Consider the following 25,581-nt stretch of genomic DNA (forward strand, 5'->3'; position numbering starts at 1 on the left):
CCGCAGATTTCACTTGGACTCGAAGATCCGGCCGGTCGCGTAGAGCGCGTCACCGGCGATGAGCCCCGCGCCGACCAGGTTGAGGTCCTCGTCGGCCCGGTCACCACGCCGCCAGCGGTAGACGATCCGCACCACGAGCGCGCCGAAGACCAGCCAGCACGCCTGCGGGGTGGCGACCAGCAGACCGGTCGCCAACAACACGCCCATCTGCCGCTTCGAGCCGCCGAACAGCTGGATCAGCGCTCCGGGAACGGCCCACAGCAGCAACGTCATCAGCACGTTCGGTTCGGTGAGTCCGGCGTGGATGGTGGTGGCGTAGACCTTGGCAACCGGCGGCAGCAGCCCGTCGCCGAAGAAGGACTGCCAGGAGATGGCGACGGCGACGGTGGCCACCGCGAAACCGACCAGCGAGGCGAGGTACTGCTGGAACCGGCCGGAGCGCTCGAAGACGTCGTAGGGCCGGTGTTCCTTGCGCAGCAGCCAACCGGCTTTGAAGTCGTAGCCCATGTCGGCGAACGCGGGACCGGTCGCCGAGGTGTATCCGACGAACAGCGCCAATGCCACCGCGGGGACTCCGACGATCAGCCCCAGCACCAGGAAGATGAGGGTGACGGCGAAGGCGGGGAACCAACCGGAGTGCATCGCGGCCAGCCCGACGATGATCTCGTGGATGATCGCGGCCAGGGCGGCGGCCAGGATCCAGAGGATCAGCATCGGCAGGGAGAGTTCGGAGATCAACCCGCCGACCAGGGCGACCGCGGCGGCACCCACCACGAACAGCAGGTAGCCCTGCAGCACGCCGGTGCGCAGCGCCTTCTCATCGACCTGCGGCAGTTCGCTGGGGTCGACCGAGGTGGTGGGGGTCTGGTCGCGGTTCTTGCGGTGGAACATCAGGTAGGCGGCCTGCCCGAGGGCGACCAGACCGGCACCGATCATCACGCCGTGCGGGATGTAGAGGTCGCCGATGTCGACGTTGAACCAGGTCGGGCTGTACTGGCTGAACATCAGCCCGACGCCGAACATGCCGAGCGCCCAGATGTTGCCGATGAAAGCCACCCCGGCGGCCGAAACGGGAAGTTTGAACAAGGAGCCGACGATCCCGACGACGGCGCCACCGGCCAGCACAGCGGCCCGCCGACCGCCTTTGTCACCGGCGATGATGGTGTCGGCCGCGGCGATGCCGGGCGGCCAGGCGGCCTGCGCGGGCAGCAGTCGGGAGTTGAACAGCCGGTACAACACGTAGGAGTCGGCGAAAAGCCCGATGGCGACCCCGACGAACACTGGCCACACCAGGTCGGCCCGACCGAACGCGAAGGGCACCGCGATGGGCGCCAGCAGCGAGTTGGCGGCGGCGAAGGTGGAGCCGGACACGGCGCTCTGCACCAGGTTCTGCCGGTGGATGGAGCGCATCTTGCGCAGCGCGGCGAGGTTGACCCGGCCGATGATCATCGCGATGAGCGCGCCGATGACGGAGGTGTTGGCGGAGATGCCGAGCGTGGTGATCAGGTGCATGCCGATGATGGCGCCGACCACGGAGAGCACGACGGTGATCACCAGCACGGTCGGTTCGAAGGCACGGGGATGTGCCCGCGCGGCGTCGGTCAAAGGGTCGCTGATGGCCATGAGCAACCTTTCGGGAGGGATCGGTCAGCTGGGGCGCGGCCCGGCGCTGCCAGGTGCGAGACGACGGGACAGCTCGGCGCCAGCGGTACGCAGCGGTGCGGTGAGGTCGTCGATGCGGTTGATGACGCGCTCGGCTGGGCCGATCAATGTCATCGACGCAACTGTCGCACCGGAGAGCGCCAGCGGCACCGCGACAGCGCCGACGTTGGCGTCGAACTCGCCGACGGAGACGGAAATGCCGGTTTCCCGAACCTGCTGCCACCGCTGTTCGAGTTCGGCGTAGGTGGTGGGCGTGTTGGCGGTGTACCGGGTGAGCGGTTCGGGCCCGAACAATTCGCGAACCTCCTCAAACGGCTGGCCAGCGAACAAGACATGCCCGGAACACCCGGCGTGACCAGGCATGACGTGCCCGACGATGGCGGAGTAGCTCAGCGGCCCACGCGCGTCCACGGCGGCCACGGTCCGGTAGGAGCCGCCGTGCGCGATGTTGAGCACGGCGCTCTCGCCGGTTTCCCGAGCCAACTTGGCGAGCACGGGCCGAGCGATGAGACTCAACGCGCCGCTGCGTTCGGCAACGCGGGAGAGCTGCGAGACCGCGGGGCCGAGCCGGTAGCGACGGGTCTCCGGATCGGCGAAAACGAAGCCGCGATTGGCAAGGGTCGCCAACAGCCGCTGGGTGACGGACTTGTCGAGCCCAAGCTCACGCGCGAGCTCGCTGACGCCCCATTCGGGCCGCAGATCGGAGAAGGCTAGCAGCACCTGCAGAGCCCGATCCGCAGTCTGCAGCAATCCCGAACTCGCCAACCCCAACCTCCAGCGTTGCGATATCCACAACGACGAATCAATTTGCGCACCGACGCCGAAACCGTGCGACGAACAAGCACATTTGTCAATAGGCAGCCCACGAAGTGAACCCCCACGGTGCGCGATCACGTATGCGCGCAACGCAACGCCGCCCAGGAACGGCTCTTCCCTACCCTGGGCGCAAACCTGCCACGGCCCGGGTAATCGAAAGATCCAATTGCCGAGCCTTGCCACCTGGTCTCGGTGTTCGTCGAAAGTCCACAGTGGTCGGTGGAATGAACACGGGCCGATCATCGCGCCTGTCGATCTCCCATCGCTGATTGTGAACCGTGCGATGGTGATGACCGCACAGCATGACCATGTTGGACAGTTCGGTGGTTCCTCCGTCGATCCAGTGGTGGATGTGGTGCGCGTCGGGTGTTCCCGGCGGCCGATCGCAGCCGGGAAAGGCGCACACGCCGTCGCGTTGCAACAACGCAGCACGCAGGTGGACGGGAGCGGTCCGCTTGCTGCGACCCACGTCCAGCGGAAGTCCGTCGCCGTCGAGGATCATCGGCAGCACTTCACTGTCGCAAGCAATGCGACGCACATTTTCCGCAGTAATAGACCGTTCCGTGGATTCCACGGTGCCAGGCATGCCGTGGTCGGTGGTGAAGCCGAGTCCGCGTTGCAGGTCGGCGAAGTCGATGGTGACCGTCAGATGCGGCCGCTGACCTCCCACGCGCGGCATCTGGTCAGAGTCCAAAGCGAGATCAAGCAGGGCCGCGAACCCATCGGCATTGCGCTGCCCAGCGCTACGCGGATCCCGCATCGCGTGCTCAGCCGCTTCGATCCCAGCGACGAGCTCGGCATCCGAGCACGACACCACCAACTGCGGAGGCATCGCCCCGGCAGCCGCATCCTGTGCGTTCGTCAGTGGTGTCATACCCCCATTGTCCCCCACTCGAACACACATTCGCACGCACTTAACAGTCACATGATCAGGTGAAAACCCCGACAAGAACCCACGGAAACCTTTGCGCCACAACACCAAAACCCACACACACCACGCCGCAGGCGACACCCACCAACCAGCCACACCCGCCAACCAGCCACAGAAATCCCTCGCCGCCAGGCGACACTCCCCACACCCACCCCAAGGCCCAAGCCACCACGACCGGCGACCACCACACCACACCACAGCGACGCCAACCCCACGGAGCCACCAAAAACCCGACCCCGCAAAGCCCCACCACCCCCAAAAAACCGCCACCCCACCCGGTCGACAGGGAGATCCCACACCGGGGCCATCCCCGCGATCCACCGCCAAACAGGCACAATCCACCGTTCGCGACGGATGGCCACAAAGGACTCCGAACCTCCAAAAGCCCCAACCACAAACCAAAACAGAACCCCCCGCCAAAACGAGACCCAAACCAACCACCAACCACCAAAAGATCAAACCCACCCCACAAACCCCACCCCCGGCATGCGGATTTCACGACCCCGGTGCCGTATCCTGGACGATGTGACGGCGGCATCCGATTCCTCGTCCCACAACGGCTCCGCCATCCCGCGCGGCCAGGGGGGCGACGCGCTCTCCATCGCGGCCCGCGAGATCTTCGCCGAGCGCGGCTACCACGGCGCGTCCATCCGGGATATCGCCAAGCGGGCCGGGTTGAGCCTGTCCGCGCTGTACTACTGGCATTCCAGCAAGCAGGAGCTGTTCGCCGGGTTGATGGAGGACAGCGTCAACGACTACGTGCGGGCCTGCGACGCGGCCCTGCACGCCTGTGGCGACGATCCGGTCGAGCGGCTGCGCGCGATCGTGCGCGCCACGGTGGAATACCGGGTGCGGCGGCGGGTGGAAAGCATCATCGCGGCGCGGGAGATCCGGAATCTGGAGCCCGAGCACACGCAGCGGCTGGCCGAGCTGCGCGCGTCGGCGACGCGGCTGTTCCAGGACATCATCGACGAAGGCGAGCGGCGCGGGGTCTTCCACTGCGCGCACCCCACCGAGGCGCGGCGCGCGATCCAGGCCGCGTGCAACGCGATTCCGCAGTGGTACGACCCGGATGGCGATGTGGAGCCTGCCGAACTGGCGGACCGCTACGTCGACATCGCGCTGCGCATCGTCGGCGCCTGATCCAGCAGTTCCACCGGGACTTCGACGTGGCGGGCGCGCAAGAACTCGCCCACCGCCTTGCCGATCGGGTCGACGCGCAGGTTGCTGGAGCCTCCGGTGCCGAGCAGTCCGCTCAGCACGAAGTGCACCGCGCGGAGGTTGGGGAACTCGTGCCGGACGATGTCGAGGTCCTTCGCCTCCGGCATCAGCCGCCGCAGTTCCTCGGTGCTGAGCAGGCCGCGCAACCATTGCCAGGCCCGGGGATCGCTGACCCACAGCCCCACGTTGCTGTTGCCGCCCTTGTCGCCACTGCGCGCGTGCGCGAGCCGACCGAGCGGGATCCGCCGCGTTTCGGCTGCCGGAAGCGGCGCCGGCTCGGGGTGCGTCGGCTGGCTCGGTTCTTCGGTGACCGCTGGTGGGGCGATCGGGATCCGGGTGCCGTCGTCGAGCACCGCCTCGTGCGGCACGGCGTCCATCGCCAGCAGCGCGGGCCAGTAGTCGATGCGTGCCTTGGGCGTCGCGGACTGGCGGCTGGCGCTGTCGGTGTAGAAGCCGGGAATGCTCGACAGGAACAGCTCGCCGAGTCCTTCGGCCAGTTTCGCCAGCGGTTCCCGTTCTGCGGCGGTGGCCATGATCCGCACTTGGACCGTGGCGTCCCACTGCCGCTCCGGGTCTTCGGCGGCCGTGCCGAGTGCGCTCACGTCGAGCTCCGCCGCGCCGTCGAGCATCGATTCGGCCTGGGCGCGGATCAGCGCGACCTTCTCGGCGATGTCCAGGCCGGTGGCGTACAGGGTCGAGACGATCTGGTAGCCGATCGGGGCGAACACCGCGACCTTGGTGGTCGGCGGTGGTGGTGAACCGGTGGTGCCGGACAGCTCCACCCGGTCCGGGCCGATCTGCCGCAACCGCACCGCGTCCAAGTGCGCGGTGACGTCCGGGTTGAAGTACCGCGGACCCTGGATCTCGTACACCAGTTGGGCGGTCACGGTGTCCACTGTGACCGTTCCGCCGTCGCGGGCGTGCTTGGTGATGACCGTCGTGCCGTCGGAAGCGATCTCGGCGATCGGGAAGCCGGGCGCGACCATGCCCGGCACGTCGGTGAATCCGGAGAAATTCCCGCCGACCGCCTGCGGGCCGCACTCGATGATGTGCCCGGCCACCACAGCGGCGGCCAGTTGGTGCCAATCGGTGTTGCGCCAGTCGTGCCACCAGGCAGCCGGGCCGACGGTCAACGATGCGTCGGTGACCCGCCCGCACACCACGATGTCGGCCCCTTCGCGCAGCGCGGCGGCGATGCCCCAGCCGCCGAGGTAGGCGTTGGCCGCGATCGGACGCACTCCCCAGTCCGCCAGCGGGGCACCGCTGTCCAGGTTCCGCATGTCATGCCCGGTGGACCGCAGATCGTCCAATGCGGACAGCACGTTGTCGCCTTCGACGTGCGCCACCCGCAATCGGACCCCGGCTTCGGTGGCCGCGGCGCGCACCGCGGCGGCCAGGCCCGCCGGGTTGAAACCCCCGGCGTTGACCACCACGCGGGTGCCGCGCTCGGCCAGCGCCGCCAGGTGCGGGCGCAGCTGGTCCAGGAAGTACTCGACGTAGCCCTTCGACGAGTCGCTGCGGTGCCGGGCCGCCAGCATGGCCAGGGTGAACTCGGCGAGGTAGTCGCCGATCAGCACGTCGCACGGGTCACCGGCCATCGCCGCGTCCAGAGCGCGGCGCCGATCACCCAGGTAACCGGAGAAGCTCCCGATGCGAATCGCCCGAGTCATACGTCCCTCCTGCCTCATGGCACCAGCCCGATCTGCCGCACCGCTTGCCAAGCCACCTCGGCCTGGCGCAGCTCGTCCTTCGCACGGGACTCCGCGACATAGCCGTCGTCGCCCATCACACCCGCCAGGTACCGGGCCCGCACCCCGGCACTGATGCAGCACGACCGCCAGCGCTGGAAGGCCACGTAGTACGGCAGATCCGACACGTCCCGCCCGGAGAGCGCCACGTAGCGGTCGACCAGCTCAGTGCGGGTGGGAAAGCCCGGTTCGGCGGTGGGTCCGGGCGTTACCGAGGGCAGTTCGTCGCCGGGTTCCTCCCAGGTCGCCAGCAACCAGCCCAGGTCGGCGAGCGGATCGCCGAGGGTGGCCAGTTCCCAGTCGAAGACGGCCAGCACGGTGCCGTCCAGTGCGAACGACAGGTTGCCCGGCCGGAAGTCGCCGTGCACGATGCCGCTGCCCTGTTCGGGCACGTTCCGCACCAGCGCATCGTGCACGGCGTCCAGGAGGGGCAGGTCCGGTGCGCCGGACTGGTGCACCTGCCGCTGCCAGCGCCGCAGCTGCCGTTCCAGGTAGCCGTCGCGGCGCGCGATGTCGCCCAGCCCAACCGCATCCGGGTCGACACCGTGCAGCGCCGCCATGCACTCCACGGTCGCCAGACCCGCACGGCGCCGCGCCTGCGGCGACAGCGGCTGCGCCGAGTCCTGCTCCGCAAGCACCCAGCCGTCGACGAAGCCCATCACGTAGAACTCCGCACCGGTGACCGACGCGTCGGCGCAGTACGCGAGCGGTTCCGGGACCGGGACGTCGGTGCCGTGCAAGGCGGAGATGAACCGCCACTCGCGGCTCATGTCGTGGGCGGTGCTGAGCACCCCGCCGGTCGGCGGTCGGCGCAGCGCCCGCACCCGGCCGTCGGCGTCGGTGACCTGGTAGGTCAGGTTGGACCGGCCGCCGGAGAGCAATGCGAACGTCACCGGCGACCGCAGGCCGGGCACGTTCTCGGCCAGCCACCGCTCGGTCGCGTCCGGGTCGATGCCACGCAGTTCCACCTCAACCTCCCAGCGCGCTCGTGCCGATCTGCTCGCGCAGCTGCCGTTTGAGGACCTTCCCGGTCGGGGTTCGCGGCAGCGGCTCGGCGCGCACCACTACCTGCGCCGGGACCTTGAACGCCGCCAACCGTGCCGCGACGTGCGACCGCAGTTCCTCCGACTCGACCTGGGTGCGCAGGTTCACCACCGCGACGACTTCCTCCCCCAGCGTGCGATGGGGCACGCCGATGACCGCGACGTCGGCCACCGCGGGGTGCTCGAACAGCGCTGCCTCGACTTCGGCGCAGTACACGTTCTCGCCGCCGCGGATCACCACGTCCTTGAGCCGATCCACCACGTGCACCCAGCCGTCTTCGACGTATCCCAGGTCGCCGGTGTGGAACCAGCCGTCGGTGAAGGATTCCGCGGTGGCCTGCGGGTCGTTCCAGTAGCCGCGCACGATGTTCGGGCCGCGGAACCACAATTCGCCGATCTCGCCATCGGGCAGGTCCTCGTGGCTGGCCGGATCCACCACCCGCAGGTCGGCGCCCGGCGCGCACCGGCCGACGCTGTTGGGCCGGGCGAGGTAGTCCGCGCCCGCGTTGCCGACCACCGCCGAGGTGGTCTCGGTGAGGCCGTAGCCGTTGGACGGCGCGACACCGGTGCCCAACGCGCCGATGCGCTGCACCAGGTCGGGCGGGATCGGTGCGCCGCCCATGCTCACGCCGTCCAACTGGGCCACGGTGCCGCCCTGCTCGACGAGATCCCGCATCACGGTCGGAACCCCAGCCGCGCTGGTCAGCCGCTCATCCTTGATCAGCTGCGCGGCGACCTCCCGGTCCCACCGGTACATGGTGGCCAGTTTCGCCCCGGCCAGCGTGCTGAAGTACAGCGACGTCAGCCCGGCGATGTGGAACAACGGGAAGGTCAGCAGGACGCCGGGCTGCGGCTCGTCCGGGGCGGCCAGCGGCGGGAACACGCCGCCGTTGGCGAGCGCGCGCTGAATGCGTCGGTTCACCAGCGTGTTGAGCAGGTTGGTGCAGTGGTTGCGGTGGGTGCCGACCGCGCCCTTGGGACGGCCGGTGGTGCCGGAGGTGTAGAGGATCGTGGCGTCGTCGTCCGCATCGATCGCCACTTCTGGTGGTTCCGCGTCCGCAGGCAGCGTTGCCACCAGTTCCGCCCACGCCCGCACGCCTGGCACCGAAGCACCGCCGCGGACCTCGACGATCGGGACCTCCCGATCCAGCAGCGCGGCACGTTCCGCGTCGGCGAACACCAGCGCCGCGCCGCAGTCGGTCAGCCCGTAGCGCAGTTCCGCATCGGTCCACCACGCGTTGAGCGGCACCGCGACCAGCCCGGCCAGCTGGACCGCCCAGAAGATCGGCACCCACTCCGGGTAGTTGCGCATCACGATGGCCACCCGGTCGCCGGAGGTCAGGCCGTACTCCTCGCGCAGGCACCGCGCCAGGCCTGCCACCAGCCGGAAGTGCTCCGCATAGCTGCACCGGTAGCCGTCGTAGACGAGGAAGTCGCGCGCCCCGTAGCCCTGGCTGAACCGCACCACATCGCGCAGCGTCGCCGGACCTTTCGCGTACACCCGCATCGCGATGCCGCCGACCTCCTGCGGCACGATCTCGAACTCACCGCCCGGACCGGTCAGCTCGGCGAGCAGCCGTCCTCGCAGATCCTCCGCCACGATGTCCTCCTCGGTGTCCACTGTGTCCGATCAAGCGCGGTAGTTCAGCCGCAGGCCCGCGCAGTCCCATTCGGTGGCGTAGAGGATTCCCCAGCCGGACGAGGTGATGTGGGCGGTGCGCAGATCCGGTCCGCCGAAGCAGATGTTGGTCACGTGGAAGTCGTGCTTCGGCGGCTCGATCACGTCCTTGAGCTCGCCGTCCGGGGTCAGCACGCTGATCGCGCCGGTCACCAGCGTCGCCACGCACACGTTGCCAGCCGAGTCCACTGCCAGCGAGTCGAGCAGTTGGTAGCCCGCGAAACCGTGCAGCAGGTGCGCGCCCGCGGGTCCCCGGCCGTTCCGGCGCAGCCGTCCCGGCCCCAGCACGTCCCATGAGGTCCTCCCTCGCACCGCACTGCCAGCATCAGCCCGGCAGCCACTCGCCGGTGAACTTCGGTTCTGCCTTGGCCATGAACGCTTCTCGGGCGGCCGGGCCGTCGGCGGTGGCGAAGTTGATCGTTTGGGCACGCGCCTCGTTCTCCAACGCTTCCCGGAAGCTCTGGTGCGCGCCCGCGTGCAGCATCTGCTTGCTCTGTGCCATCGCGATCGGCGGGCCGTGGGCGAGCCGGTTGGCGAGGTCGGTGACGAACCCGTCCAGTTCGTGGTCGGGCTTCACCCAGGTCACCAGGCCGAGCCCCAGGGCCTCCTCGGCGCCGATGATCTCGCCGAGCAGCGCCAGCCGCTTGGCCTGCTGCATCCCGACGAGCCGGGGCAACAACCAGGACCCGCCGAAGTCCAGCGACAGGCCCCGCTTGGCGAATATCTGCGAGAAGCGCGCGTCCGGGGTCGACACCACCAGATCGCATCCCAGCGCCAGGTTCCAGCCCGCGCCGACGGCCACCCCTCGCACCTTCGCGACGACCGGTTTGGGCAATTCGTGCAGTGCCAGCGCGATGGCGTTGATGTCGTGCATCCGGCGCAACGGGTGCTGCGCGGCGCGGTCGCTGCTCAGGTCCGCACCGGCGCTGAAATCACCGCCCGCCCCGGTGAGCACCAGCGCCCGCACGCTGTCGTCGGCCGCCGCCTGCTCAAGCGACTCGTGCAGCGCCACCCAGGTCGCCCCGTCGATGGCGTTCTTGCGGTGCGGCCGGTTGATCGTCACCGTCAGCACGGGACCGTCCTGGCTCACCAGAAGCACTCCACTGTCCATTGTGCTCACACGTCCCATCGTCTCGGCACCAGTGCGCGACACCTCAGCAGCCGTGTATCGTTCGTTAAGTTAGCATCCGGCGACGCCAGCTCCCAAGCATCGATCCGGCGCTTGGCGAACATCCGGCGCGCTGGAAAAGGCGGATCTCGCCACGAGTTCCGATCAGCGCGGCCGGGCGCGCACCGGCCGGAAAGCGAGCTCGCATGTCCGAAGTGGAGTACCGGCAGGCCCAGTTCTCGGCACCCGCCGGGGCCACCGACATCCTGCTGATCCGGCACGGCGAATCCGCCCCGGCGCGGCCCGACCGGCCCTTCCGGCTGGTCGACGGGCAGGGTGACCCGGAACTGGCGCCAGCGGGCCAGGAACACGCCCAGCGGGTCGCCGAACGGCTCGCCGACGAACCGCTGGACGCGATCTACGTGACCACGCTGCAACGGACCGCGCAGACCGCCGCACCGCTGGCCGCACGTCTCGGAGTGACCCCGCGGGTCGAGCCCGACCTGCGGGAAGTGCACCTGGGCGAGTGGGAAGGCGGGGTGTTCCGGCAGAAGGTCGCCCAGCGCGACCCGGTGATCCAGCGGATGCACGCCGAACAGCGCTGGGACGTCATCCCGGGCGCGGAATCCGCCGAATCGCTGCGCAACCGGGTGCGCACGGCGATCGAACGCCTCGCCGCCGCGCACCCGGACCAGCGCATCGCGGTGTTCACCCACGGCGGTGTCATCGGGGAGGTGTTCGCGCTGGCCACCGACTCCCGCCCGCTGGCCTTCCTCGGCGCGAACAACGGCTCGATCTCCCAGATCGTCGTGACCGATGAGCGCTGGATCGTCCGCCGCTTCAACGACTCCACCCACGTCGACGACGGCCTGAGCAAAACCGCCACGGCGCTGAGCTGAGCACTAAGCCAGGCCGAGCGCGCGCACGGCGGCGGTCGGATCCCCTTGAGGCAGCAGGGCGATCGCCGGGGTGGTGACGCCGTTGGCCACGTACTGCTGCACGCGTTCCCGGCAGTACGCGGCGGGGCCGTGCACGACCAGCTCGTCGACCACGCTGTCCGGGATCGCCGCCAGCGCGGCCTTGCGTTCGCCGGACTCCCACGCCTGCCACATCGGCTTGAGTTCCTCGCGGCCCAACCATTCGTGGAAGGCCCGGTACACCGGCACGTTCAGGTAGGCCGCGATCTGCCGCCGGGCCACGCCCCGCGCCGTGTCGGGATCGGTGTCCGGCATGACGAAGATCCGCGCCACGACCTCCTTGTCCGCACCACCCTCGTGCACGTGCGGGACGACCTTGCGCACGTCATCGGCGGACAACCAGTTGATGATCGCCCCGTCCGCCTCTCGACCGGCCAGCCGCAACATGCCCGGCCGCAGGGCGGCGAGCAGCAGCGGCGGTGGCTCGTCGGCCACCAACCCCGCGGTGAAACCGCGCACCTGGAAGGTGTCGTAAGTTTCGGTGACCTTCTCGCCGCGCAACGCCTTCCGCAGGAACCGCAACGTGTCCCGCACCCGCTTGTAGGGCTCGTCGAACGGGATGCTGTTCCAGCGCTGCACGATCACGTTCGACGACGTGCCGATGCCCAGCGCGAACCGGCCAGGTGCCACCGCCGCCAACGTCGCCGCGCTCATCGCCAGCGTCGCCGGGCCGCGGGTGTACACCGGCACGATCGCGGTGCCCAGCCGCAGTTGCGGCGCCCACGCGCTGGCCAGCGCCAACGGCGTGAACGCATCGGTGGCATTCGACTCCGTCGACCACACGTCGGTGTAGCCCAGGTCCGGCAGTTCGGCGATCAGCTCCCGCTGTTCGGCCAGCGGCAGCCCCGGCAACGGGACCGTGATGCCCCAACGTCGTGCCACGACAATCCTTTCCGTCAGGAACGCGCGTAGCGCGCCTTGAGCTTTCCCTTTACCAGCTTGCCGGTGGGGGTGCGCGGCAGTTCGTCGACGAAGTCCACGCTGCGCGGCGCCTTGTAGTGCGCGACCCGGTCCCGCGCGTATCCGAGGATCTCCCGTTCCAGGGCCGGGCCGGGCACGGCGTCGGGCGCCGGTTGCACCACTGCTTTGACCGCTTCCCCCATTTCGTCGTCGGGCACTCCGAACACCGCCACGTCGTAGATCGCCGGGTGCAACGCGAGCACGTTCTCCACCTCCTGCGGGTAGATGTTCACCCCGCCGGAGATGATCGTGAACGCCTCGCGGTCGGTGAGGAAGAGGAACCCGTCCTCGTCGAGGTAACCGAGATCGCCCATGGTGGCCCAATTGGCGTGCTCGGGGTGCTTGACCGAGCGGGTCTTCTCCGGATCACCCAGGTATTCGAAGTGGAACTCGTCGCGCTCGAAGTAGATGGTGCCGACCTCGCCGGGCGGCCGCAGCTGACCGGCGTCGTCGCAGATCCGGGGCTCGCCGAGCACCGCACGCCCCACCGAGCCGGGTTTTTCCAGCCACCTCGCGGAATCGATCATCGTCATGCCGATGCCCTCGGTGGCCGCGTAGTACTCCAGCAGGATCGGCCCCCACCACTCGATCATCGAGCGCTTGACCTCCACCGGGCACGGCGCGGCGGCGTGCACCGCGACCCGGTGGCTGGACAGGTCGTAGCGGTCCCGGATCGACGGATCGAGTTTGAGCATCCGGACGAACATCGTCGGCACCCACTGGCTGTGCGTGATGCGGTAGCGCTCGATCGCCTGCAACGCCGCCTCGGCGTCGAAGCGCTCCATCATCACCACGGTTCCGCCCAGCGCCTGCACCGAGGCGCAATACCGCAGCGGAGCCGCGTGGTACACCGGCGCGGGCGAGAGGTAGACGGTGTCCTCGCCGAACCCGAACACGGTGCGCAGGATTTCGACCAGCGTGTCACCGGGTTCGTGCACCTGGCGATCCGGCAGTTCGGGCTTGATCCCCTTGGGCCGCCCGGTGGTTCCGGACGAGTACAGCAGATCCGCACCGCGCGGCTGCACCGCGGGCACTTCGGTGGGCGCTGCCGCCAGCCCCACCTCGTAGTCGCCGTAGCCGCGCACCGCGCCGCCGTAGGCCAACCGCACGCGCACACCGGGAATCTGGTTCGCGACGTCTTCGGCGAGCTCGCCCAAGTTCGCCGACGCCACCAGCGCGCTGGCACCGGAATCGTTGATGATGTAGGCGATTTCGGCCGCCTGCAGGTGGTTGTTGACCGCGCACACGTACAGCCCGGAACGCACCGTGGCCCAGTACACCTCGTAGGCTTGCATCGAGTTGTCGGCGAGCAGTGCGACCACGTCGCCCGCCACCAGGCCCGCGCGGCGCAGCAGGTTCGCCAGCCGCAGCGATCGGTCGTCGAGTTCGCGGTAGGTCAACCGATCCCCGGACCCGGCCATGATCAGCGCTGGCCGGTCGGGATGCGCGGCGGCGTGCGTTCCTGGGTACATGCGGCTCCTCCTCGGCCTGCGGTCAACGCACGAGGCGCTGCAATTCCCCGAACAGCCGCTGGGACTGCTCGGCGGTCGGCACCACGAAAGCGCCTTCGGCTTCCACCAGCACGGTGTCCGGATCGTCCGCGGTGCTGATCGTGGCCACCGAGTTCGTCCAGCGCCCGTCGGCCCGCACCACCCGGCCGACGATGCGCAACGGTGTCTCCAGTGGCACCGGGCGCCGGTAGCGCAGCGCCAGTTTCGCCGTCATACCGGGTTTTCCGTTCGCGGCGTGCGCGTGGCCGAGGATCTGGTCCAGCAGCATCGCGCTGATGCCGCCGTGGGCGTAGCTGGGCGGGCCCTCGTAGGTCAGGCCGAGGGCGCAGGTGCCGATCGCGACGCCGTCGACGATCTCCACCCGCATCGGCGGTGCGATCGGGTTGCCCGGTCCGGCCGCCGGGTTGTAAATCCGCCGGGGCCGCTGCCCATCGTCCACAGTGGCCAGTTGGCCGCGCTCGCGGCGCACTTCGGCCAGCGCTGGCAACAGGTCGCGGACCTGTTCGGCGACCTCGACCAGGATGCTCGTGTCGACCTCCGTCGACACCGCAGCCTCGGTCAGCTCGCGCAACGCGGCGCCGAGTTCGCGCACCGCGCGGCGGCGGTCCCGCAGATCGGATTCGGCGTCATCCGGCAAGGCGTTCACTCGCCCCGCCAAACCGGCGCGCGCTTCTCGGCGAACGCCCGCGCGCCTTCCTGGGCATCGGCCGAGTTGAACACCGGCCCGGTGATCTCGGCCTGCTTGGCGAATGCCGCCGCATCGGTCCAGCCGACCGCCCCGGCCACGATCTGCTTGGTGACGCGGATGGCCAACGGTCCGTTGGCGGCAACCCGAGCGGCCAGCGCCCGCGCCCCGGCCAGCGCCTCGCCGGGTTCGGTGAGCTCGTTCACCAGCCCGTGGGCGTGGGCGACCTCGGCGGTCAGCGGGTCGCCGGTCAGCGCGACCTGCATGGCCAACTGGTAGGGCAACGCCTTCGGCAGCCGCAGCAGCCCGCCCGCCGCGGCGACCAGGCCGCGCTTGACCTCGGGCAACCCGAACTTCGCCGCGCGCGAGGCGACGATCAGATCGCAGCTGAGCGCCAGCTCGCAGCCCCCGGCCAACGCCCAACCCTCGACGGCGGCGATCAGCGGCTTCGACGGCGGGCGTTCGGTGATCCCGCCGAAACCGCGGCCGGAGATCGACGGCCGCTCGCCGCGGGCGAAGGCTTTCAGGTCCATGCCAGCGCTGAAGGTGCTGCCCGCGCCGGTGAGGATCCCGATGACCACGTCGGAGCGTTCTTCGAGCTCGTCGATCGCGGCAGCCAGTCCCTCCGCCACCGTGCGGTCCACCGCGTTGCGGGCTTCGGGCCGGTCGATCGTGATGACCGCGACGCCGTCGTCGATCTCGGTCAGGACGCTGTCGCCCACGCTGTCTCCTCCTGTTGCGGCCAAGAGCGCCTTTCAGTCTTGCTCGCTGGTAACCAGCAGTCCAGACCGACCGGCCGGTCTGACATCGATGCGGCGCCGCACGCACCCATAGCCACCACCAATAACCGCCTGCGGAACAAGCCCGGAAATTCTATTCTTCGCGAGTGGATCTGCGGTTGGTCGAGTACTTCGTTGCCGTCGTCGATCATGGCAGCGTCACCAAGGCCGCGCAGTCCCTCTACATCGCTCAGCCGTCGCTGTCGCAGGCGATCCGGAGCCTGGAGCGGCAGTTGGGCGTGCGGTTGTTCCACCGCACCGGACGTCACCTGGTGCTCACCCCCGACGGCGAGGCGTTCGTCGAACGGGCGCGTCGGATCCTGCTGGACGTCGACCGGGCGCGCGGCGCCGTCCACGGCGTGCGCACCATGGACGCCGGGCAGCTGGACATCGCCGCGCTGGCGACCCTGGCCGCGCATCCGCTGCCGGAGTTGGCTGGCGAGTACCAGCGGCGATATCCCGGCGTGCTGCTCAACATCATCGACCCCGGTGGCCCGCCACGGGTCGTCGACGAGGTTCGGCGCGGGCACGCCGAACTCGGCCTGACCCGGCTGGCTTCACCGAACTCGGCGCAGCGCAACTCGTCGCTGGTCGCGCACGAGCTCGGCACCCAGGAGATCGTGCTGGTGCTGCCGCCGGACCTGGCCGAGCGGCTGCCCGACCCGGTTCCGCTGGACGCGGTCGCGGACATCCCGCTGGTCCTGGAGTTCACCGGCACCACCACCCGCACCCTGGTCGACGAGGTGCTCGACACCGCGGTGCAGGCAGTGGCGGTGGAATGCGCCAACCGGCAGGCCATCTGGGATCTGGTGGCGCACGGTGCGGGCGCGACGTTCCTGCCCCGGCACCTGGCCGAACGCGAGCTCGAAGGTGTGGTGCTGCGCGCCACCGCGCCGGAGACCTGGCACCGCGTCGGCTTCGTGCACCGGCCCGGCCCGCTCTCGCCAGCGGCCGAGGCGTTCCTGGCGGTAGCTGGGATCAGCGCGTGCGCGCCAAGCGGAGGAAAGCCCGCCCCGCCGGAGAAAGCAGCGCGGGGTCGTAGAGGACGCCGTAGGCGAGGCTGATCGGCGGGTCGATGGCACGCACCACCGCGCCGCGTGCGGCGGCCTGCTCGGCCATCGGCCGAGCCAGGATGGTGCCGCCGACACCCGCCAGCACGAACGGCAGCAGCGATTCGCGGTGCTGCACGATCGCCGATGGCGTGGTGTGCTTGCGAGCCGCGCTGAGCGCCCGCTCAATGGCGGTGCGGCCAGTGCTCTTGGGCACGATCACCAGCGGCAGGTCCGGCAGTTCGGTCAACGGCAGCGGATCGCGCGCCGGGACATCGGTGCCGGGCGGGCACACCAGCCAGTAGTCGTGCGTGCCGAGTTCCTCGACCTCCAGCTCCGGACCGGCGACCGGCAGGTTGGTGAACACGATCTCGCAGTGGCCGTCGCGGATCAGCGCCGCACCGGCTTCCTCGTCGCGCAGATCGGCCAGCCGCAACGAGACGTTCGGGTAGCGCTTCCGGAACTGGCCGACCAACTGCGCGACGGGGTGCACCGCCAGCGGTGCCGCGACGTGGATGTCCAGCCGACCGCGGGGCAGTCCTTCGGAATCGACCAGCGCGCCCTCGGCGGCGACGACGTCGCGCAGGACCTGCCGCGCGGGACCGACGAACGCCTGACCGGCCGAGGTGAGCACCATGCCGCGCCCGATGCGGTGGAACAGGTCGACGCCGAGTTCGCGCTCCAGCACGCGGATCGCCTGCGAAACGGTGGGCTGCGCCAGTCGCAGAGCGCTCGCCGCGGCGTTGATGCCCTTGTGATCGACGACCGCCAGGAAGTACTCCACCTGGTGCAGTTCCACACCGGCAGCTTAAGACCCGTCTCCGAACTCGTTTCGGGTAGCGGAACCTCAGAAGCCTTCTCGACACAAGAACAAAGACGGGCGCTAAGACGCTTCCGAACTCGTTTCGCCATGTCAGCAGCAGGTGTGGCCGGTGAGGTAGTCCTCGCGGTGCCACCAGAATCCGGCCTGCCGCGGGGTGGTGCGGAAGGTGTGCGTCGGGGCAGTGGCGGGCTTCGCCGCCGGTTCCCCGATGAGCTCGTCCACGGTGTGCAGGCAGTCCCCGGTCTCCTCGCTGACCCGCTTCGCGGTTCCGATCGGCCGACCTGCGGAGTCCACATCGGACACCCAGACCGAGCCGGAGACGACGAAGGCCATGCCGCGGCCGTCCGGCGAGTGCACCAGGCCCGCATCGAGCCGGATGGCCAAGGATTTGCCCGGCAGCGGCGGCGTGTAGTGCGCCTCGCCGGTAGCGATGTCCACGGTCAGCGCGTCCTGGAAGAGCCAGCGCCGGGGGCGGATGCGCGTGTCGACGCTCCTCCGGCAGCAACCTTGGTGAAGATCGTCAGCCAACTAGCAGAACGCATCGGTCACGCACTTTCAAGGCGGCGATCGGCCGATCGGTCCGCACCGCAGCGGGCCGAACGACGCAGCCTGTTCGTCGCTTGGTGTTCCCCGTTCGGACGGCTTCTGGTGGTTCACAAACCCGGTTCGGTAAGGCAAGGTCAACCGCCGACGTGCCCTGGAGGTGATCGGCGTTGGATTCGCACGGCCAGTTCAGCCGCGGCGAACGGTTCACCGCGGTGACGACCGGCCTGCTGGTCGCGCTGCTGCCGGTGTTGTCGCTGCGCGGCGATGTCCGGCACGAACCCGTCCCGGTACCCGCGCGCGCCGCGCCGGAACTGCCGCCGGATGTGGCCACCGACGGCGAACTGCCCGCCGACGAGCAGCTGAGCCCGGAGTTCCTGGACGAGGTGCGCACCAACCAGGACCTCTCCGCGCACGCCGAACCGGCGGACCAGGTACCGGTCGGCCCGCTGGGCATTCCCGGCGCGGCGCTGGCCGCCTACCAGCGAGCTGAGCGGACGCTCGCACGCACCGATCCGGGCTGCGGTGTGCACTGGTCGGTCCTGGCGGGAATCGGGCGCATCGAGTCGAACCACGCGCGCTCCGGCCGGGTGGACACCAACGGCCGGACGTTGTCACCGATCCTGGGACCGCAATTGGCAGGTGGCCCCGGAGTGGCCGCCATTCCCGACACCGACAACGGCCGGTTGGACGGCGACACGACGTGGGACCGCGCCGTCGGCCCGATGCAGTTCATCCCGTCCACCTGGCGCGGCCACGCGGCGGACGGCAACGACGACGGCATCAGCGACCCGCACAACGTCTTCGACGCGGCGCGAGCCGCCGGGCAATACCTGTGCGCTGGCAACGGGAACTTGCGCGACCGAACCCAGCTGGCCGCAGCGGTGTTCCGCTACAACCACTCCGAGTCCTACGTGCGCACCGTGCTCGCCTGGGCCGACGCGTACGCCCGAGGCGTCATGCCCACGCCCAACGACACGTCGATCCCACCGGAGGACGCCGTCCTCGCGCTCACGCCGCTCCCGCCCGGCGCGCCGATGCTGGCCGCCGCTGCGCTTCCGCCGCCGGGAGCACCACCACCCGGTGCCGCCCCACCACCCGGTGCCGCCCCACCGCCCGGCTCGCCGCCACCGGGCACGACCGCGCCGCCTCCCCCGCCGCCACCGCCGGGCACGACCCCACCGCCGCCACCTCCTCCTCCACCGACGTCCGCACCACCACCGCCTCCGCCGTCGGAACCGCCGCCGTCCTCGGTGCCTCCTCCGCCGCCGAGTTCGGAACCGCCGCCGCCCAGCTCGCAACCACCGCCGAGCGGCGAAGCCACGACCACCGCGCCCAGCACGTGATAGTGGGTCCGTAGGAATTCCCGACCTACCGCGATCACGCCCGGTGTGCCCTTGAACTGCACTCGGGGTTTACCGGCGGTTCGCGTTGTGGCAGGCTGCTGCAAACGCTTGCAGTGGTTGCGCAGCCGCCTTTCGTCGCTGGTGACGTTCCGCCTGCCAGGACCACTCGGCGCGCTCCGATCGTGCTGGCGCAGGAGGGAATGCCATGAGCACCGTCCACTCTGGGCACCGGCTACCACCGTGGGCCTACGTCGGCATCGGCACCGCGGTGATCCTGGCGACGTACCTCTACCTGCTCATCGAGCGGCCGTCGAGCCTGCACGAGAACGGACACGGCAGTTCGGCGGCGCTCATCGCGCTCGGCGGTTACCTGATCGGCTCGCTGCTGGTGATCGCGGGGGCCAGCGCCCGGCTGCCCACCTCCACGGTGGCGATGCTGCCGGTGGCGATCGCGATCAACGTGGTGATCGGACAACTGGTCAACATGCTGGGCCTGCCCGTTTACCTGGACTCGATCGGCACCGTGATCGTCGGCGCGCTCGCCGGACCGGCCGCGGGCGCGGCGACCGGGGCGCTGTCCAACATCATCTGGGGCCTGACCATCTCACCACCCCTGCTGCCGTTCTCGGTCGCCGCCGCGGCGATCGGCGTGGTGGCCGGGCTGGCCGCCCGCATCGGCGCCTTCCGCCGCCTCTGGACCGCGCTACCCGCGGGCCTGATCACCGGCGTGATCGCCGGGGTGCTGTCCGCGCCGATCGCGGCGTTCGTCTTCGGCGGCGGCGGATCGCCCGGCCGCACCGCGTTGCAGGCCACCTTCCAGGCGTTCGGCAACAGCCTGCTGGACGCCGCCACGCTGACCGGGCTGGCCACCGACCCGCTGGACAAGGTGGTGACCTTCGCGATCGCCTTCCTGATCCTCGCGGCACTACCGGCCAGATTCCGGGAACGCTCGCCGTTCGTCCGAAACCACGGGGTGTTCGGGCGTCGCACCGCCGTGTTGCAGGGAGCGGCGCGATGACCTTCTACCAATTCGGCGAATCCGCGGTGCACCGGCTCAACCCGATCACCAAGCTGGTGTTCGCGGTGGTCGTGATCATCGCCGCGTTCGCGATCAGCCCGGTGTGGTTCCCCGCGCTGCTGTGGGTGCTGATAGTCGCGGTGGTCGCTACGGCCGGGGTGCTCGGTCGGTTCTTCTCGGTGACGCTGAAGTTCTTCCTGCCGTTCCTGGTGCTGATCTTCCTCGCGCAGGGCCTGTTCTACCCCGGTGAAGGGCCGGTCATCGCCGCGCTCGGCCCGCTTGAGGTGCAGCAGGACGGCCTGCTGTTCGCCACCCAGACCGGACTCCGGCTGCTGGTGCTCGTCGACGCGTTCCTGTTCCTGTTGCTGACCACGCACCCCGGCACGTTGATGACGGCACTGGTGCAGCGCGGACTGCCGCCCAACATCAGTTACGTGGTGTCGGCGACGCTGCAGATCATTCCCACCTTCCGGGCCCGCGCCCAGCTGATTCGGCAAGCGCAGCAGGCTCGCGGCCTGGCCCTCGACGGCGGCCCGCTGCGCCGCGCGCGAACGCTGTTGCCGCTGGTCGGCCCGCTGGTGCTGGGAGCTTTCACCGACGTCGAGGAGCGTGCGATCGCGATGGAGGCGCGCGCCTTCGGCGCCCCGACGCGGCGCACCAACTTCGAAGTCATCGCGGATACCACCGGACAACGCGTGGGGCGCTGGGTGTTGTGGATCTGCGCGGCCGCCGCGCTCGCCGCCAACGCGCTGGGAGTGTTCTCGTGATCGAGTTCAGCGAGTTCAACTACGCCTACCCGACCAGCACCGCACCGGTGTTGCGAGACATCGCGGTGGCCATCCCGGAAGGCCAGGTGTGCGGGCTGGTCGGTCCCAGCGGGGCGGGCAAGTCGACGCTGGCCTACGCCGCGGCGGGGCTCATCCCGCACGCGCTGGGCGGCGAGTTCACCGGGAACGTCACCACCGCCGGGCGGGTGGTCGCCGACACGCCGCTGGCGGAGGTGGTCACCGAGGTCGGCCTGGTGCTGCAGAACCCGTTCAACCAGATCTCCGGCGCCAAGTACACCGTCCGGGAGGAACTGGCCTTCGGGCTGGAGAACCTCGGTGTGGCGCGGGCGGAAATGGTCACCCGGATCGACGGGATGCTGGAGCGGCTGCAGATCACGCATCTCGCGGACCGCTCGCCGTACGAGCTCTCCGGTGGACAGCAACAACTCGTCGCCCTGGCCACGGTGTTGGTGATGCAGCCGCGGGTGCTGGTGCTCGACGAGCCCACCTCGCAACTCGACCCGGCGGGCAGCCGCCTGGTGTTCACGGCCCTGGACGAACTGCGCGACACCGGCATCACGGTGCTGCTGGTCGAGCACAAGCTGGAACAGCTCGCGGAGTACGCCGACCGGTTGCTGGTGCTCATCGACGGTTCGATCCGGCTGGACGGCCCGCCCGAGCAGGTGCTGGCCGATCCACGGGTGCCGGAGTGGGGTGTCGGCACGACGCGTTTCACCGATGCGGCGCGCCGCGCCGCGGAACTCGGGCGCTGGCCGACCGAACGGCCCCTGCCGGTCACGCTTCCGGCCGCGGTCGCCGGTTTCACCGAATCGCTGGGAGACGCCGGATGAGCATCGAAATCGAGTCCCTGGTCTACCGCTTCCCCAACGGCGTGACGGCGCTGGACGGGGTATCGCTGCGCATCGACGCGGGTGAGCGGGTCGCGATCGCGGGTCAGAACGGTGCGGGGAAGACGACGCTGGTGCGCCACCTCAACGGCATCGTGAAACCCACCTCGGGCACGGTGACGGTGGACGGCTGGAACACGGCGGACCACAGCACCGCGCAACTGGCGGCCAAGGTCGGCTACCTGTTCCAGAACCCGGACCAACAACTGTTCGCCCGAACGGTCCGCCAAGACGTGGAATTCGGCCCGCGAAACCTCGGCTACGCCGACTCCCGCCGCACGGAACTGGTGTCCTGGGCATTGGAAGCCACCGGCCTCACTGACCGCGCCGACTCGCACCCCTACGAACTGTCCCTTTCGGACCGCAAAAGAGTAGCCCTAGCAGCGGTCCTGGCGATGGACACGCCGATCGTAGTGCTGGACGAACCAACAACCGGCCAAGACCACAACGCGGTCGGCAACATAGCGAGCATCATCGCGAACCTCCACGAGCAGGGCAAAACGGTGGTAGCAATAACCCACGACATGGACTTCTGCGCGGAGAACTTCGACCGAACCATCTTCCTAGCACAGGGCCGGATCATCACCGACGCCCCAACCACCGAAGCCTTCACCAAAGACGCAGCGGTGAACGCGGCAGCCCTGGAAAGCCCCCAAATCCTCCGCCTAACCAAAGCCCTATCCCACCCTCCAGCCACCACGGTCGACCAGTTCATCGAAAGCACAATGGGCTAGGGGCACCGCCAACGGCCGCCGCCCCGAACGACTCCCGCGTCTTCTCCCCGAAACCAGCCAAACCGGGTCAGACCCTTCGGTTCCAGAATTGGTGTGTCAGGCCGCTTGCTGAGGTCGTTGACTCGATGGTGAAACGATCCTGAACGCCCGCCTGCCCGTCCCATATCGAGACTCCGCCACCGAGCGTGATGGGGACGGTGACGAGGTGCATGAAGTCGATGAGGTCGGCCTGCAGAAACTGCCGGACGGTGGAGGGACCCCCGCCGATACGAATGTCCTGACCAGGGGCGAGACCTTGAGCGTGTTCGAGTGCGTCCGCGGGAGTCGCATCGAGAAAGTGGAAGCTGGTGCCGTTGTCGAAGGAGATGGAATCACGAGGGTGGTGGGTGAGCACCACTACGGGGGTGCGGAAGGGCGGTTCGTCGCCCCACCAGCCTCGCCATTGGTCGTCGGTCCACGCGCCGGTCTGCGGACCGAACTTGCCGCGGCCCATGATTTCGGCTCCGATGCCTTGGCCCCAGGTGCTTGTGAGTGCGCGATCGAGGGTGATCGGGTCATCGACGGCGTCAACCCCCATGATGACTCGCCCGTCGAAGTGTTCGAACAGCCGCTCGGCGCCCCCGATCGGTGTGTCGAGCGTGATCGTCTCACCTGCGCTGTAGCCGTCGAGGGAGACGAAGAAGTTGTGTACTCGGGTCTTGGCCATGCACCCATCTCCAGAAAGTGATTGCTGTCTGCAACTGGTCTCGGACTCTACAATCAGCGAGTTGCAAGTTGCAATCAGCCAGGAGGCACGGATGCGTGACGCGCCGCGTTCCGGTTGCGCGATCAACGCTGCAGTGGAGGTCCTCGGTGACCCGTGGACGCTGATCGTGCTTCGTGACGTGATCTTTGGTGGACGTCGCCACTTCCGCGATCTGCTGACCCGCAACGACGAGGGCATCGCCTCCAACGTCCTGTCCAGCCGCCTGCACAAGCTCGTCGATACCGGCCTGCTGACCCGCGACGACGCCGCCCGCGGTCAGAAAGCGACCTATACCCTCACCGAAGCCGGCATCCAGACCCTCCCGGTCATGGTCGCCCTCGGCGCGTGGGGACTACGCCATCGCCCCACAACTCCAGAGCTCGCGATCCGCGCCCGCATCCTCGCGGATTCCCCTGAACTAGTGGCCGAATTCATGGACGAACTGCGCGAGATCCACCTCGGCCTCGCGCGCGCCAACCCGAAACGCCCCACCGCATCCGAGCGGTTGCGGCATGCCTACGAGGAAACTGTGCAGTCACAGACCCACCCGGTCGATTTCAGACGGTTCACCTGAAAACCCAACCTTGCACACGCCCTGCCGGGGATTCCACGTCCACATCCAGCACCGTCCGATCTGGACGAATTGATCACGCGCACGGCATCCGAGTTTCGTTGGGCCAGCCGCGTGTTGCGTCGCCGTTTGCCATAGGCGCTGGTAGCTTCGTCGGTGGTTCGAACGAGGAGCTTCTCCCGAGGACTACAACCGCATACGGCACTCAGGCAGGCCCCATTCTGGTCAAACACCGCTGCCAGACCGGTCCGGGGCCATTGAACAGAGCTGGAGTACATCCGATGCGGCTTCGACTCAAGACGAAACCGGTCGTGTTCGCGGTGTCCATTCTGGTCATCCTCGTCTTCCTGATCGCGGGGATCGCCGCGACCGACGCTCTGCACCGATTCTTCGAAGCGGTGCAGGAGAGCATTGCGGCGTCCCTGGACTGGTACTACATCCTCGTGGTCGGCGGTTTTCTCGTATTCGTCGTCTGGCTCGGCGCGAGCCGCTTCAGCCGAATCCGGCTGGGCCCGCCCGACAGTCGGCCGCAGTACCGCTACCTGACGTGGTTCGCGATGCTTTTCACTGCGGGCATGGGGATCGGATTGGTGTTCTGGGCCGTCGCTGAGCCCTTGTCGCACTTCGCCGATCCGCCGATGGCGGAGCCAGGTGGAGCCGCGGCACGCACCGAGGCGATGCGGTTCACGTTCTTCCACTGGGGCCTGCACGCCTGGGCGATCTACATCGTGGTGGGCCTCTCGCTCGCCTACTTCGCCTACCGACATCAGCTCCCATTGTCGATCCGCAGCGCGCTGTACCCGCTGCTCGGCGAACGCATCCATGGCCGATTCGGTGACGCGGTCGACACCTTCGCCGTCTTCGGGACGATGTTCGGCGTCGCCACCTCGCTGGGGTTCGGAGTCCTGCAAGTCAACGCGGGGTTGGCGAGCCTGAATATCCTGCCGCAGTCGTCGACTGTCCAATTGCTGCTCATCGCGGGAATCACGCTCGCGGCAATCGGCTCATTGCTGCTCGGACTCGACAAGGGCATTCTTCGTTTGTCGGTAACCAATCTGTGCATCGGCTTGGTCCTCATGATGTTCGTGCTGTTCGCAGGGCCCACCACTGATGTGTTGTCGAGCTTTGTCCAGCAGGTCGGCAACTATGTCCAGACGCTGCCGGAGACGACGCTGTGGACGGACGCCGAGGCGCGCACCGGTTGGCAGACAGCGTGGACCATCTTCTACTGGGGATGGTGGATCAGTTGGGCGCCGTTCGTGGGGATGTTCATCGCTCGGATCTCGCGTGGCCGAACGATCCGCGAGTTCGTCTTCGGCGTACTGCTCGTGCCCGTGGCTTTCACGTTCTTGTGGCTTGCGATCTTCGGGAACACCGCCTTCTCGGTCGACGCGGCGACCGGCGGCGAACTGTCCGCCAAGGTGGCCGAGGATCCGGCGATCGCGTTGTTCGGCCTGTTCGGCGAACTGCCGCTCACGACGATTACGACCGCACTCGCGATTCTGCTCGTAGCGCTGTACTTCGTGACGTCGTCGGATTCGGCATCGTTGGTCATCGACCTGTTGACCTCGGGAGGCAACACCGATTCGCCGAAGATTCAGCGTGTGTTCTGGGCCGTGCTGGAGGGAGCCGTCGCGGCCGTACTGCTGCTTGCGGGAGCCGGTGGGCTCCTGGCCCTGCAGACTGCCGCGATCACCACCGCGTTGCCGTTCAGTGTGGTGATGCTCGTGATGTGCTACGGGTTGGTCCGCGCGCTGTACGCGGACGATCGCCAGGTGCCGCTCGACCGTGTCACGCTCGCCGAACCGCTGCACGAGCGCGTCCCGGAGTGCGAGGATCCCAAGCGAAGCCCGTTCCGAGACCACGTGCAGGGCTCACCTTGACCCGATGAATCCGCTGTTCGCGTGTTGAGGTGAGGGGCATCCGTGACCCAGTTACTTGGTCACGGGTGCCCCTCA

The 25,581-nt window shown here is 68.8% G+C and carries 25 protein-coding genes; 10 read left to right on the forward strand and 15 right to left on the reverse strand.

Annotation, left to right across the window (positions count from 1 at the left end):
* Window positions 1-9: 9 nt before the first annotated feature.
* The 3 genes from MOQ72_RS09345 to MOQ72_RS09355 form a co-directional block, all read right to left on the reverse strand.
* Window positions 10-1,623, reverse strand: coding sequence for an OPT/YSL family transporter (locus MOQ72_RS09345; protein WP_242182014.1), 1,614 nt, complete (start codon window positions 1,621-1,623; stop codon window positions 10-12).
* Between the two features lie 24 nt (window positions 1,624-1,647).
* Window positions 1,648-2,427, reverse strand: coding sequence for an IclR family transcriptional regulator (locus tag MOQ72_RS09350; RefSeq protein WP_242182016.1), 780 nt, complete (start codon window positions 2,425-2,427; stop codon window positions 1,648-1,650).
* 169 nt (window positions 2,428-2,596) lie between these two features.
* The gene (locus MOQ72_RS09355) at window positions 2,597-3,310 is read right to left on the reverse strand and encodes an HNH endonuclease signature motif containing protein (RefSeq protein WP_242182018.1); all 714 of its coding nucleotides are present in this window, start codon (window positions 3,308-3,310) and stop codon (window positions 2,597-2,599) included.
* Window positions 3,311-3,934: 624 nt separating this feature from the next.
* Between MOQ72_RS09355 and MOQ72_RS09360 the strand changes: the two genes are divergently transcribed.
* On the forward strand, window positions 3,935-4,552 hold the full coding sequence (locus tag MOQ72_RS09360) for a TetR/AcrR family transcriptional regulator (RefSeq protein WP_242182020.1): 618 nt from the start codon (window positions 3,935-3,937) through the stop codon (window positions 4,550-4,552).
* On the opposite strand, the gene MOQ72_RS09365 is transcribed toward MOQ72_RS09360, so the two are convergent.
* From MOQ72_RS09365 to MOQ72_RS09385, 5 genes are read right to left on the reverse strand one after another with little or no spacing between them, the layout of a single operon-like run.
* The gene (locus MOQ72_RS09365; protein ID WP_242182022.1) at window positions 4,516-6,300 is read right to left on the reverse strand and encodes an acyclic terpene utilization AtuA family protein; all 1,785 of its coding nucleotides are present in this window, start codon (window positions 6,298-6,300) and stop codon (window positions 4,516-4,518) included. The genes MOQ72_RS09360 and MOQ72_RS09365 overlap by 37 nt on opposite strands.
* A gap of 14 nt (window positions 6,301-6,314) precedes the next feature.
* The gene (locus MOQ72_RS09370; protein WP_242182024.1) at window positions 6,315-7,346 is read right to left on the reverse strand and encodes a phosphotransferase family protein; all 1,032 of its coding nucleotides are present in this window, start codon (window positions 7,344-7,346) and stop codon (window positions 6,315-6,317) included.
* A gap of 1 nt (window position 7,347) precedes the next feature.
* Complete coding sequence (locus MOQ72_RS09375) at window positions 7,348-9,021, reverse strand: class I adenylate-forming enzyme family protein (protein ID WP_242182026.1); 1,674 nt, start codon at window positions 9,019-9,021, stop codon at window positions 7,348-7,350.
* A gap of 30 nt (window positions 9,022-9,051) precedes the next feature.
* Window positions 9,052-9,387 (reverse strand): SMP-30/gluconolactonase/LRE family protein, encoded by a 336-nt coding sequence (locus MOQ72_RS09380; RefSeq protein WP_242182028.1) that lies wholly within the window; start codon window positions 9,385-9,387, stop codon window positions 9,052-9,054.
* 37 nt (window positions 9,388-9,424) lie between these two features.
* The gene (locus tag MOQ72_RS09385; RefSeq protein ID WP_242182029.1) at window positions 9,425-10,189 is read right to left on the reverse strand and encodes an enoyl-CoA hydratase/isomerase family protein; all 765 of its coding nucleotides are present in this window, start codon (window positions 10,187-10,189) and stop codon (window positions 9,425-9,427) included.
* Window positions 10,190-10,413: 224 nt separating this feature from the next.
* Here MOQ72_RS09385 and MOQ72_RS09390 point away from each other — a divergent pair, with 224 nt between their 5' ends.
* Entirely contained in the window at window positions 10,414-11,106 is a 693-nt protein-coding gene (locus MOQ72_RS09390) for a histidine phosphatase family protein (protein WP_242182031.1), read from the forward strand.
* 3 nt (window positions 11,107-11,109) lie between these two features.
* Here the strand turns inward: MOQ72_RS09390 and MOQ72_RS09395 are convergent, their stop codons facing one another.
* Genes MOQ72_RS09395 through MOQ72_RS09410 form a run of 4 tightly spaced genes read right to left on the reverse strand, consistent with a single transcriptional unit; the run spans window position 11,110 to window position 15,062 of the window.
* A complete protein-coding gene (locus MOQ72_RS09395) occupies window positions 11,110-12,066 on the reverse strand; it encodes an LLM class F420-dependent oxidoreductase (protein ID WP_242182033.1) in 957 nt (318 codons plus the stop codon).
* 14 nt (window positions 12,067-12,080) lie between these two features.
* Window positions 12,081-13,616 carry an acyl-CoA synthetase gene (locus MOQ72_RS09400; protein ID WP_242182035.1) on the reverse strand — a complete coding sequence of 512 codons (1,536 nt, stop codon included), beginning with the start codon at window positions 13,614-13,616 and terminating at the stop codon, window positions 12,081-12,083.
* A 22-nt stretch (window positions 13,617-13,638) separates the two neighbouring features.
* The gene (locus MOQ72_RS09405) at window positions 13,639-14,301 is read right to left on the reverse strand and encodes a PaaI family thioesterase (protein WP_242182037.1); all 663 of its coding nucleotides are present in this window, start codon (window positions 14,299-14,301) and stop codon (window positions 13,639-13,641) included.
* Window positions 14,298-15,062, reverse strand: coding sequence for a crotonase/enoyl-CoA hydratase family protein (locus tag MOQ72_RS09410; protein WP_242182039.1), 765 nt, complete (start codon window positions 15,060-15,062; stop codon window positions 14,298-14,300). Before MOQ72_RS09410 ends, MOQ72_RS09405 begins: the two co-directional genes overlap by 4 nt.
* Window positions 15,063-15,226: 164 nt before the next feature.
* Here MOQ72_RS09410 and MOQ72_RS09415 point away from each other — a divergent pair, with 164 nt between their 5' ends.
* Entirely contained in the window at window positions 15,227-16,183 is a 957-nt protein-coding gene (locus tag MOQ72_RS09415) for a LysR family transcriptional regulator (RefSeq protein ID WP_242182041.1), read from the forward strand.
* Here the strand turns inward: MOQ72_RS09415 and MOQ72_RS09420 are convergent.
* Both MOQ72_RS09420 and MOQ72_RS09425 read right to left on the reverse strand, forming a co-directional pair.
* Window positions 16,098-16,967 carry a LysR family transcriptional regulator gene (locus MOQ72_RS09420; RefSeq protein WP_242182043.1) on the reverse strand — a complete coding sequence of 290 codons (870 nt, stop codon included), beginning with the start codon at window positions 16,965-16,967 and terminating at the stop codon, window positions 16,098-16,100. The genes MOQ72_RS09415 and MOQ72_RS09420 overlap by 86 nt on opposite strands.
* Window positions 16,968-17,081: 114 nt before the next feature.
* On the reverse strand, window positions 17,082-17,519 hold the full coding sequence (locus MOQ72_RS09425) for a hypothetical protein (RefSeq protein WP_242182045.1): 438 nt from the start codon (window positions 17,517-17,519) through the stop codon (window positions 17,082-17,084).
* A 185-nt stretch (window positions 17,520-17,704) separates the two neighbouring features.
* Here MOQ72_RS09425 and MOQ72_RS09430 point away from each other — a divergent pair, with 185 nt between their 5' ends.
* The 5 genes from MOQ72_RS09430 (at window position 17,705) to MOQ72_RS09450 (ending at window position 22,307) form a co-directional block, all read left to right on the forward strand.
* On the forward strand, window positions 17,705-18,880 hold the full coding sequence (locus MOQ72_RS09430) for a lytic transglycosylase domain-containing protein (protein ID WP_242182047.1): 1,176 nt from the start codon (window positions 17,705-17,707) through the stop codon (window positions 18,878-18,880).
* A gap of 205 nt (window positions 18,881-19,085) precedes the next feature.
* Window positions 19,086-19,898, forward strand: a complete 813-nt coding sequence (locus MOQ72_RS09435) for a hypothetical protein (protein WP_242182049.1) — start codon at window positions 19,086-19,088, stop codon at window positions 19,896-19,898.
* Window positions 19,895-20,665: an energy-coupling factor transporter transmembrane component T family protein gene (locus MOQ72_RS09440; protein WP_242182051.1), complete on the forward strand. Its 771-nt coding sequence runs from the start codon at window positions 19,895-19,897 to the stop codon at window positions 20,663-20,665. Before MOQ72_RS09435 ends, MOQ72_RS09440 begins: the two co-directional genes overlap by 4 nt.
* Window positions 20,662-21,516 carry an energy-coupling factor ABC transporter ATP-binding protein gene (locus MOQ72_RS09445; RefSeq protein WP_242182053.1) on the forward strand — a complete coding sequence of 285 codons (855 nt, stop codon included), beginning with the start codon at window positions 20,662-20,664 and terminating at the stop codon, window positions 21,514-21,516. Before MOQ72_RS09440 ends, MOQ72_RS09445 begins: the two co-directional genes overlap by 4 nt.
* Window positions 21,513-22,307, forward strand: coding sequence for an energy-coupling factor ABC transporter ATP-binding protein (locus MOQ72_RS09450; RefSeq protein WP_242182055.1), 795 nt, complete (start codon window positions 21,513-21,515; stop codon window positions 22,305-22,307). The genes MOQ72_RS09445 and MOQ72_RS09450 overlap by 4 nt, the downstream gene beginning before the upstream one ends.
* 67 nt (window positions 22,308-22,374) lie before the next feature.
* On the opposite strand, the gene MOQ72_RS09455 is transcribed toward MOQ72_RS09450, so the two are convergent.
* A complete protein-coding gene (locus MOQ72_RS09455; RefSeq protein WP_242182057.1) occupies window positions 22,375-23,013 on the reverse strand; it encodes a dihydrofolate reductase family protein in 639 nt (212 codons plus the stop codon).
* 91 nt (window positions 23,014-23,104) lie between these two features.
* Between MOQ72_RS09455 and MOQ72_RS09460 the strand changes: the two genes are divergently transcribed.
* Together MOQ72_RS09460 and MOQ72_RS09465 are read left to right on the forward strand one after the other, a co-directional pair.
* Window positions 23,105-23,626: a winged helix-turn-helix transcriptional regulator gene (locus MOQ72_RS09460; RefSeq protein WP_242182059.1), complete on the forward strand. Its 522-nt coding sequence runs from the start codon at window positions 23,105-23,107 to the stop codon at window positions 23,624-23,626.
* 278 nt (window positions 23,627-23,904) lie between these two features.
* A complete protein-coding gene (locus MOQ72_RS09465; protein WP_242182061.1) occupies window positions 23,905-25,506 on the forward strand; it encodes a BCCT family transporter in 1,602 nt (533 codons plus the stop codon).
* The last annotated feature ends 75 nt before the right edge of the window (window positions 25,507-25,581 follow it).

The organism is Saccharopolyspora soli (assembly GCF_022678645.1).
Classification (GTDB): Bacteria; Actinomycetota; Actinomycetes; order Mycobacteriales; family Pseudonocardiaceae; genus Saccharopolyspora; species Saccharopolyspora soli.